This is a genomic window from Variovorax boronicumulans NBRC 103145 (assembly GCF_001591345.1).
GTDB lineage: Bacteria > Pseudomonadota > Gammaproteobacteria > Burkholderiales > Burkholderiaceae_C > Variovorax > Variovorax boronicumulans.
On record NZ_BCUS01000077.1, the window covers coordinates 23,372 to 30,393 of the forward strand.

At 66.7% G+C, this 7,022-nt stretch carries 7 protein-coding genes; 4 read left to right on the plus strand and 3 right to left on the minus strand.

Annotated features, from left to right (window positions below; genetic code table 11):
* Positions 1-32: 32 nt before the first annotated feature.
* Genes can through VBO01S_RS20745 form a run of 3 tightly spaced genes read right to left on the minus strand, consistent with a single transcriptional unit; the run spans position 33 to position 2,309 of the window.
* Positions 33-767: a carbonate dehydratase gene (gene can / locus VBO01S_RS20735; RefSeq protein WP_062478745.1), complete on the minus strand. Its 735-nt coding sequence runs from the start codon at positions 765-767 to the stop codon at positions 33-35.
* Positions 768-793: 26 nt separating this feature from the next.
* Entirely contained in the window at positions 794-1,855 is a 1,062-nt protein-coding gene (locus VBO01S_RS20740; RefSeq protein ID WP_157627404.1) for a hypothetical protein, read from the minus strand.
* Positions 1,856-1,892: 37 nt separating this feature from the next.
* Positions 1,893-2,309: a MerR family transcriptional regulator gene (locus VBO01S_RS20745; RefSeq protein WP_062478761.1), complete on the minus strand. Its 417-nt coding sequence runs from the start codon at positions 2,307-2,309 to the stop codon at positions 1,893-1,895.
* Between the two features lie 94 nt (positions 2,310-2,403).
* Here VBO01S_RS20745 and VBO01S_RS20750 point away from each other — a divergent pair, with 94 nt between their 5' ends.
* The 4 genes from VBO01S_RS20750 to VBO01S_RS20765 all read left to right on the plus strand — a co-directional run bounded on the left by VBO01S_RS20750 (position 2,404) and on the right by VBO01S_RS20765 (position 6,677).
* On the plus strand, positions 2,404-3,462 hold the full coding sequence (locus VBO01S_RS20750; RefSeq protein ID WP_062478751.1) for an MBL fold metallo-hydrolase: 1,059 nt from the start codon (positions 2,404-2,406) through the stop codon (positions 3,460-3,462).
* A 113-nt stretch (positions 3,463-3,575) separates the two neighbouring features.
* The gene (locus VBO01S_RS20755) at positions 3,576-4,892 is read left to right on the plus strand and encodes a leucine-rich repeat-containing protein kinase family protein (RefSeq protein WP_062478753.1); all 1,317 of its coding nucleotides are present in this window, start codon (positions 3,576-3,578) and stop codon (positions 4,890-4,892) included.
* Positions 4,889-5,818, plus strand: coding sequence for a pseudouridine synthase (locus VBO01S_RS20760; protein WP_062478755.1), 930 nt, complete (start codon positions 4,889-4,891; stop codon positions 5,816-5,818). The genes VBO01S_RS20755 and VBO01S_RS20760 overlap by 4 nt, the downstream gene beginning before the upstream one ends.
* Before the next feature lie 88 nt (positions 5,819-5,906).
* Positions 5,907-6,677, plus strand: a complete 771-nt coding sequence (locus tag VBO01S_RS20765; protein ID WP_062478757.1) for an SDR family oxidoreductase — start codon at positions 5,907-5,909, stop codon at positions 6,675-6,677.
* Positions 6,678-7,022: the final 345 nt, after the last annotated feature.

Here is a 7,022-nt window from a genome sequence, read left to right on the forward strand (position 1 = left end):
CGACGGGGGCGGCGATGGCAGCGGCAGCGAACTCAGGCGGCTGGCGGCGTCTCGGTGCCTTCGGTGCCATCGGCACCCGCCTGCGCCGACGGCGAGGCGCCGGCCGGCTTGCTCCACTTGTAGCGGATGCGCTGCACGGCGGCCTTGTAGATGGCGTCCAGCGGCTTGTCGCCCTCGACACTCAGGCCGAGGTCTTGCAGCAGGCCGTCGTGCACGCCGAAGGTCCAGCCGTGGATGCGCACCTTCTGGCCGCGCGCCCAAGCGTCGACCATGACGGTGCTGACGGCCACGTTGACCACCTGCTCGGCCACGTTGAGCTCGCACAGCGCGTCGACGCGCACGTCTTCGGGCAGGCTGTCGAGCATCACGCTGTGGCGGTCACGCACGTCCTGGATGTGGCGGATCCAGTTGTCGGCCAGGCCGATGCGCTTGCCGCTGAGCGCAGCCTTGACGCCAGCGCAGCCGTAGTGGCCGACCACCATGATGTGCTCGACCTTCAGGTGCTCGACCGCGAACTGGATCGCCGAGAGTGCGTTGAGGTCGGAGTGCACCACGATGTTGGCGACGTTGCGGTGCACGAACACTTCACCCGGCTCCAGGCCAGTGATCTGGTTGGCGGGCACGCGGCTGTCGGAACAGCCGATCCACATGTAGCGCGGCGTCTGCTGCTTGACAAGGCCGGTGAAGAAGCCGGGCCGGTCACGCTCCATCTGGGCGGACCAGGCACGGTTGTGGGCAAAGAGGTCGTCGAGGTTGTCGGAGGGCATGGTGGAGTTCAGGCGGTTGTTTCAGACTATTTGGATACAACAGGCAAAGAGATGGCAGAACAGCCCGACTCTGGAGCTGCTTGAATCATCTTGTGGAGCCTTGCAACGTCGGGCTTGGAGGTTTCGCGCATCACAGACTGCCATCTGCGCACGCGCTCCACGACCTCCGAAGGACACGACTTTCCTACGGCCAGGTCGCATGTTATCTGTGCGATCTGCTGCGGATCCTTCGACAGTGTGAAAGACGCCCCCGGCCGGGAAAAAGCGCGAGCGACCTCGTTGCTATAAAGGTAGCGCTCCATGGGCGGATTGGTCAGGAGCCGTGTGTCGCGGATCGAGAGAACGCGGCCGAGCTGCACGCGCACCCCCTCCCAGCTGATTCGGTCAATGCGCTCGGCCACCTCCTCAGACAGCAGTTGGCCCATCTCCCCGGTCACCTGATCCAACGACCGCGATGTCTCGAACCGTTCGTTCTCTACGGCCGAGAGGAAGTCAGCTCGGAGGCCGACCTCATCCATGTAAGCCAGCACGTGCCCGATTGGCCACTGCCAAGAGTGACCGCTGTGCTCGTCCCGCGTGGCCGTCTCAAGAAGGCGGATCACCGTAGCGGCCTCCTCGATTTTTTTGGCTCGCTGTCCATCGGTCGAGCGGAAATAGTCGTCTAACGCGATCATCTCGTCGATCGAATGGCCGGCGTAGGTCAGTTCAAGAGCGAGTTGTTGTCGCGCATAGGCGACGTTGGCCTCGGACTGACGCAGCTTCGCGATCTCAGGCATGAACTGCGAAGTGAGGTGCACCACGGCTGGCACGAAGAATGCCGGCGGGCGTCCATCCACCAAGCGAGAGCGGCACGCCAGCATGGCCTGTCGAACGTTCTCGTAGGACTCCATCCTGAAGTCGATGCCGGTTTGGATGTGCGTGAGGAATGCCTCGCTTGGCACAGTGCCGGCCTTCAGTCTTTCAAAGAGTGCATCACGGCTCGGCGCCGCGAACCCTGAAACGGCCCCCAATGCGGCGCACGCAGCCAAGGCAAGTGCCCGAAGCCAACGGCAACAGCAGGAGCGGGGCGTTGCGGATTTGCGGAGCATGGCGCTATTGTCGACGAGGGGTTGAGTCCCGCTCGGATCAGGCAGTCTTGGGAGTCTTGGCTGCGCCTTGTGCCTTCTGCGCCTTGACCAGCGTGGCGCGGCCTTTTTTCTCATGCTCTCGCACTTCGGCGAGGTTGGCTTGCAGCTCGGCCAGCTGCGCCTCGAGCTGCGCGCGGTGGGTACCGAGCACGCCCAGGAATTTTTCCAGCTGCGGCACGGTGTCGCGCGGGCTGTCGTACATGTCCAGGATGTCTTTCGCCTCGACCAGCGTCAGGCCCAGGCGCTTGGCGCGCAGCGTGAGCGTGAGCCGCGCCCGGTCGCGCGCGCTGTACACGCGCTGCAGGCCGGCCCGCTCCGGCGACAGCAGGCCCATGTCTTCATAGAAGCGGATGGCGCGCGTCGTGAGGTCGAACTCCTTGGCGAGCTGGCTGATGGTGAAGGTCTGCGCGGGCATGGGCGGCAAGGGTTGCGGGGGCGACAGCAGGTTGGCGGCGCATTCTCTACAATGATGCCTCAACCCATGACGTTTACGTAAACGTCAATCATACATGAACCTCCTCGAACGCGAACTCCACTACCCCCTGGGCGACACCCTGCCCGCCGCCGGCGAAGCACTGGAAGTCGCGCCCGGCGTGCGCTGGATCCGCATGCGGCTGCCCTTTGCGCTGGACCACATCAACCTCTGGCTGCTGCGCGACACGATCGACGGCGTCGAGGGCTGGACAGTGGTCGACTGCTGCATCGCGCACGACGAGGCCCGCGCGCAGTGGGAACAGATCTTCGAGACCCAGCTGCAGGGCCTGCCGATCCTGCGCGTGATCGTGACCCACATGCACCCCGACCACATCGGCCTGGCCGACTGGCTGTGCCAGCGCTGGAACGCGCCGCTGTGGATCAGCGCCACCGACTACCACGTGGCGCGCGTGCTGTGCAGCGCCGGCGACACGCTCGCGGGCGGCGACGCGGCGGCCGACTTCTTCGCCTCGCACGGCCTGACCAACCCCGAGTCGATCGCCAAGATCCGCGCGCGCACCAGCTACTACACCAACATGGTGCCCAGCGTGCCCGCCCGCTACGTGCGCATGATGGACGGCGACATCGTCCGCATCGGCGGGCGCGACTGGCGCTGCATCAGCGGCTACGGCCACGCGCCCGAACACATCGCGCTGTACTGCGCCGAGCCGAAGCTGCTGCTGGGCGGCGACATGATGCTGCCGCGCATCTCGACCAACGTGAGCGTGCACGCGGGCGAGCCCGAGGCCAATTCGCTGCGCCTGTTCCTGGACAGCATCGACAAGTTCAAGGCCCTGCCGGCCGACACGCTGGGCCTGCCCTCGCACGGCAAGCCCTTCACCGGCATCCACCGCCGCGTCGACCAGCTGCAGGAGCACCACCGCGACCGCCTGGCCGAGCTGCTCGAGGCCTGCCTCGCGCGGCCGATCACGGCGTCAGAGGGCCTGCCGATCCTCTTCAAGCGCGAGCTCGACCTGCACCAGATCACCTTCGCCATGGGCGAGACCGTGGCCCACCTGCACCTGCTGTGGTTCTCGGGGCAGGTGAAGCGCACGCTCGATGCCGACGGCATCTACCGCTTCGGCGCAGCCTGAGGCCCCCCGGCTTTTCACTTCGCTTCGCTGCGTGTAACTCCACCCCCCGAGGGGGAGGCGCGGCTCGCCTTGGGGGCGGCCCGGCGGCGGCCGCATAGACTCTGGGAATGACAATGTCGAACACGCTGGCTGAGCTGCGCGCCGGCCGGCTGGCTGGCGCACGACGACTGGACCTCTCGTGCGGACTCACCGAGTTCCCGCGCGAGATTCTTGCGCTCGCCGACACCCTCGAAACGCTGAACCTCACGGGCAATGCGCTCAGCGCGCTGCCCGACGACCTCGGCCGGCTGCACCGGCTGCGCGTGCTGTTCTGCTCCGACAACCGCTTCACCGAACTGCCGGCCGCCATCGGCCAGTGCCGCCAGCTCGACATCGTGGGCTTCAAGGCCAACCGCATCGCCCACGTGCCCGCCGAGGCGCTGCCGCCCTCGCTGCGCTGGCTGATCCTGACCGACAACGCCATCGAAGCATTGCCCGACACGCTCGGCGACTGCACCCGCATGCAGAAGCTGATGCTGGCCGGCAACCGCCTGCGCGCCCTGCCGCCGTCGGTGGCCCGCTGCCGGCAGCTCGAACTGCTGCGCCTGTCAGCCAACCGCTTCGAGGCGCTGCCCGACTGGCTGCCCACCCTGCCGCGCCTGGCGTGGCTGGCGTGCGCGGGCAATCCGTTCGACGCGCCGACCGAAGACGCAGCCATCGACGCGCCCACCGTGCCGCATGTCGACTGGCGCGACCTCACGCTCGGCCCGAAGCTCGGCGAAGGCGCTTCGGGCGTGATCCACCGCGCCACGCTCGCCACACCCGATGGCGCCGCACAGCCCGTGGCGGTGAAGTTGTTCAAGGGCGCCGTCACCAGCGACGGCTGGCCGCACAGCGAGATGGCGGCCTGCATCGCGGCCGGCGCGCACCCGACGCTGATCGCCGCGCAGGGCCGCATCGACGGCCACCCCGACGGCACCGAGGGCCTGGTGATGGCGCTGGTGCCACCGTCGTTCATCACCCTGGCCGGGCCACCGAGCCTGGCCTCGTGCACCCGCGATGTCTATGCCGACGACGCACGCTGGACCAGCGGCACCGCGCTGCGCATCGCGCGCGACATCGCGGCGGCCATGGCGCACCTGCATGCGCGCGGCCTGCTGCATGGCGACCTGTACGCCCACAACATCCTCTGGCACGCGCAGGACGGCGGGCGGCTCGGCGACTTCGGCGCGGGCTGGATGACCGGGGCACTCGACCCGGCACTGGCGAAAGCCCTGCAGGGCGTGGAAATGCGCGCGTTCGGCTGCCTGCTCGAAGAGCTGGCCGAGCGCTGTGACGATGCGGTTTCTTCTCCCTTGACCACGCTCGCGGCGTGCTGCCAGCAACCCGAAGTGGCGGCGCGGCCATCGTTCGCCGAGGTGCTGTCGGTGCTGGACGCCGCCGCGCCATGACGCGCCCCCGCTTCCCCGTCCCGATGCCCACGCGCGACGGCGTGAGCCCGAGCTGCGTTTCGCTGCCCCACGGCCCCTGGCCCACCATCGCCGACTTTCTCGTCGAGCGCTTTCCCGCCATCTCGCGCGAGGCCTGGCTCTCGCGCATTGAAGCGAACGACGTGTGCGACGAGCACGGCGTGCCCATCACCGCCACGCGGCGCTACGAGTCGCCGCTGCGCGTGTACTACTACCGCGCGCTCGACGCCGAGACGCCCATCCCTTTCGAAGAACTGGTGCTGCACCAGGACGACGACCTCGTGGTGGTCGACAAGCCGCCCTTCGTGCCTGTCACGCCCACCGGCAAGTACGTGCAGCAGAGCCTGCTGGTGCGCCTGAAGCGCAAGCTCGGCCTGGACGACCTCGTGCCGTTGCACCGCATCGACCGCAACACCTCGGGGCTGGTGCTGTTCTCGGTGCGCCGCGAGACGCGCGGCGCCTACCAGGCGATGTTTCCCGAGCGGCGCATCGACAAGCACTACGAGGCCGTCGTGCCGTGGCACGAGGGCGTGTCGTCGGTGCCCGCCGTCTACCGCAGCCGGCTGGTGGACGACGACCATTTCATGCGCATGCGCGAAGCGCCCGGCGAGCCGAATTCCGAGACCCGCATCGTGCTGCGCGAGGCACGCGACGGCCACGCGCTGCTGGAACTCTCGCCCGTCACCGGCCGCAAGCACCAGCTGCGGGTGCACTGCCAGGCGCTGGGTTTGCCGATCGTGAACGACCCGTTCTATCCCACGCTGCAGCCCGCGGGGAATGACGACTTCGACAGGCCGCTGCAGCTGCTGGCGCGGTCGCTGGCTTTTGTCGACCCGCTGAGCGGCGCCTTGCGCACCTTCGAGAGCCCGCGCCGGCTGGCGCTGCCTTCTGCTCCTGCTGCCGCCTAGGTGACGCGGCGCGGGCGCGTCGCGGACTAAGCTTTCTCCTGACGGGAATTGAACTTCCTCTCTTCCACCACTCAGGAGACAAACGCACATGGACACCACCCAACTCTTCTCGCTGAAGGGCCGCAGCGCCTTGATCACCGGCGGCTCGCGCGGCATCGGCCGCATGATTGCCGAGGGCTTCCTGGCGCAGGGCGCGCGCGTGTACATCTCGGCGCGCAAGGCGGCGGCTTGCGATCAGACGGCGAAGGAGCTGTCGGCTTTTGGGCATTGCGTGTCGCTGCCTGCCGATGTGTCTACTGTGGAAGGGGCTCAGGCGCTGGTCGATGCTTATGCGAAGCATGAAGGGTCGCTGGACATCCTGGTCAACAACGCGGGGGCCGCCTGGGGGGCGCCTTATGAAGAGTTTCCGGAGAGTGGATGGGACAAGGTTGTCGACCTGAACCTGAAGACGCCCTTCTTTTTGACCAAGGCGTTGACGCCGATGCTCAAGAAGGCGGCTACGGATCATTTGTCGAAGGTGATCAACATTGCTTCTATCGACGGGATTTCTGTGAATCCGCAGGAGACTTATTCGTATGCGGCGAGCAAGGCGGGGTTGATTCAGCTGACGCGGCGGATGGCGCTGCGGTTGGCGCAGGATCGGATCGTGGTCAGTGCGATTGCGCCTGGGGCGTTTGCTTCGGATATGAACAAGGATGCGCGGGATCATGGGGATGAGGTCAAGGGACGGATTCCTGCTGGGCGCATCGGTACTCCCGAAGATATGGCTGGTGCCGCTATCTACCTGGCTTCGCGGGCTGGGGACTATGTGATGGGGTCTACGCTTGTGGTGGACGGTGGGGTTACGCACGCTCGCTAGGTTTTTGGACTGCGTTGTGAGATTGCTTCCCGGGGCCGGGTCTCGCCCCGGCAGGCGACCTACTTTTCTTTGCTTCGCCAAAGAAACGTAGGCAAAAGAAAGGCGACCCTACTGTCTGCGTCCCTCCGCTTCGCTACGGGCAACCTGCGGTGCTCACGTTCCGCGGGGTCTCGCCCAAACTCGCTTCGCTCAAACAAGGGCGAGCCCTGATCCGCGAAACGCGAGCACCGCAGGTTGCCCGTAGCGAAGCGAAGGGTCGCAGACAGTGGGGTCGCCTTTTCTTTGCTTACTTTCTTTTGGCGAAGCAAAAGAAAGTAAGTCGCCCGCCGGGGCGAGACCCGGCCT